This is a genomic window from Pseudomonas sp. RIT-PI-AD (genome assembly GCF_025642785.1).
In the GTDB taxonomy this organism is placed as follows: Bacteria; Pseudomonadota; Gammaproteobacteria; order Pseudomonadales; family Pseudomonadaceae; genus Pseudomonas_T.
This window is the reverse complement of sequence record NZ_JANZKU010000057.1, coordinates 1-2,466: the sequence shown is the minus strand read 5'-3', so window position 1 is coordinate 2,466 and position 2,466 is coordinate 1. Positions and strand designations below refer to the sequence as shown.

Here is a 2,466-nt window from a genome sequence, read left to right as displayed (position 1 = left end):
ATTGAATGGACGGATCCACTTGGCTTAAACCGAGATAAAAATCACTCAACTGATAAAAAACCAAATATTGCTAATAGACGATGTGACTGTAGAAAATGGAATATTGATAATTCAGATAGAGTTTGTGAGGGCCATGTAAGTGGAGTGGGGCGTGCTAAATTTTATAGAAATCCCGAGACAGGTGAATGGTGGTCGGCGGATCAGACAGGACATGGAGGTAGCGCCTGGAAAGTATTTACAGAAGAACGTGGTTCGTTGACATGGAAAGCTGATGCTAACGAATTTGGAGATTTTATAGAAGGAAAGCATAAGGGGCCGACTGGCAGAAGCATCTCATTGAAGGATTTAAAATGTCTGAATCAGCGTTGAAAAGCAAAGTGTATAATCTCCTTGAAGAGCTAAAGTCAAGCTCAAATGAGGGGGAATATATTGCTCTCGAAGTTTATGATGAAAACTCGAAGCTATTCGAAGAGAAAAAAATAAAATCATTACTTTCTCTATTGAAGTCTTTTTGTTTGGATCGAATGAGTGAATCTTCCATGAGGTTTTACATTTGGTATGATGCTCTGGTTGGCCAGTTGAGAGTGGGGGTCATGCGGAGTATTCAAGAGAAACCTCCTTTTAAATGTAAAATAAATACAAATGCTACTTTGGAAGATGTATTTATAGATATCCATTCTGAGGTTTCAAGTCTTTACAAGACAGGGATTTTGGATGTGTGTATATTATAGAAATAAATTAACCTGTAGTTTTAAAATTTCACAGTGCCTTTTGAGCGTGGCTAGATTTCTGGTTGATTCTCCCTGGGTGCAATTTTTTATGAGAAGTTCATGGTTTAGATATTTATGATGTAAATAATTTAAAAATTTATAATGCCTCTTAAATATGTTCGAAGTTTAAGGTATTAAAGGTCAGGAGATATTTTCTTAAACTTTTATTTTTTGCCAATGGCAGGAAGAATTTTTGTCAGATCATATTTTTTATTAATAAGTGGTGGGTATTGAGAAATGCGATGTAGGTTGGCGACATCTGAAATCGTATCTTTAGCTACTGGTGCAGCGGTCAAATCTGCCCCTCAGACAATATGATTAGGTCACAAAAAAGGTCCTGCGTCGGAATGACAATACTGCTCGAAGGGGCTTCGTGTAACTTGAGCGCAGCCAATAGATGAATACCTAAAGAAGGTATGTCATGCGTTAAAAGGCAGGTGTGGAGCACCCTATGGACGTTGATAATGCGGAAACACTTAATATATACGCTGAAAAAGCCAGCAATGGGAGAATTCTAAGGGAAGAGGTTCTTGTAAAGAAATTAGCAACGGGTGATTATCTTTTGCTGGCCTCGCCCGGTATAGTGCTCAATTTGGCCAAAGGTGATCGATTTAGAGTTCTTGATGAATGCGCCCCAGTTAAAGTCTTAAGAGCGGGAAATATATGTGTTCAGTTTTTCAGTGATGGTATCATTGCGGACGCAATTCAGGTAATCAAGAAAGTGGTGGTTGAGAAATTAAATGGTACCGTTGATGGTTATACAGAAAGAAGCATCGTTATTACAGTTTCTGTCGAGTTGGGTTTCGCCAAGATTGAATCTGTGGTGAACGAGCTAGCCAATAAGTATAACTTGGAATGGTATTATGGAAACGTGTATGAAATGGAGGATGGTGTGACTCCGCTCAATTGGTGGCTATAGAAAATGCTCTGTAATTTTTGGCTCTTTGAATAGAGCGGCGAAGATGACCGAATCATCTTTTCGGTAATCTAAAAGCCTGGGGTATATGGCTAAATCCCACCATTCCAACCGTTTCGCGCTTCAGATGTATTGGCTAAATATGTAGGTAACCTATGGAGTGGGTTGTAGAGAGCGAGGCTCGTGAGCCTGAAGTATGGCTCAAGGGAAGCAAGTAGTCGCGTGCTACCTAAGTAGATAGATATTGTATTTGATTGTGCGTCAATAGTTCTTTAAAAAATATTATTTGGCCGCGGCAGCAGTCCTTATTGAACGGATGTACTTTCCTAAGCCTTGTAGGCCGGTTGTTGCAGAGCAAGGCCAAGTTGCAGTATCAGGTGGGCACAGGCGAACCTTTGGCGAGCCAGGGCGCCGAGCAGCAGGTCTCCCAAGGCCAGCGAAGGCGCGCAAGACCCAGTGGAGCGAGCAGGAATGGGCGGCCTACGTGCAGGCCAACCTGACAACCCGGCCTTCAATCCACTCTGGACAGTTTCGTGCCGCTGGCCTTGGTGCGTAGCGAGGGCGACGCGGAGGTAGCGGATCAGGACTTCCCGATGCCGGCAGAGTGGCTGGCGCTCAAGGAGCGCCATCCTGCGGACTGGGACGCCACGGCGGGCGCGCTGATCCACAAGATCGAGGCCAAGCGCCAAGCCAGACGCGAGCGGCAGGGGCATGTCGTTGAGGTCCAGGATGAATCAACGCAGGGCACGGCGGAAATCCTGTACTTCCACACCGACCACC

The 2,466-nt window shown here is 44.0% G+C and carries 4 protein-coding genes; all 4 read left to right on the top strand.

Annotation, left to right across the window (positions count from 1 at the left end; all coding sequences use genetic code 11):
- The coding region (locus OGL92_RS21975; protein ID WP_263147996.1) for a hypothetical protein at positions 1 to 369 on the top strand (369 nt) is incomplete at its 5' end.
- Positions 351 to 731 carry a hypothetical protein gene (locus OGL92_RS21970; RefSeq protein ID WP_263147993.1) on the top strand — a complete coding sequence of 127 codons (381 nt, stop codon included), beginning with the start codon at positions 351 to 353 and terminating at the stop codon, positions 729 to 731. The genes OGL92_RS21975 and OGL92_RS21970, both read left to right, overlap by 19 nt.
- Positions 732 to 1,221: 490 nt before the next feature.
- A complete protein-coding gene (locus tag OGL92_RS21965; protein ID WP_263147990.1) occupies positions 1,222 to 1,689 on the top strand; it encodes a DUF4265 domain-containing protein in 468 nt (155 codons plus the stop codon).
- A gap of 530 nt (positions 1,690 to 2,219) precedes the next feature.
- The coding region (locus tag OGL92_RS21960) for a hypothetical protein (protein WP_263147987.1) at positions 2,220 to 2,466 on the top strand (247 nt) is incomplete at its 3' end.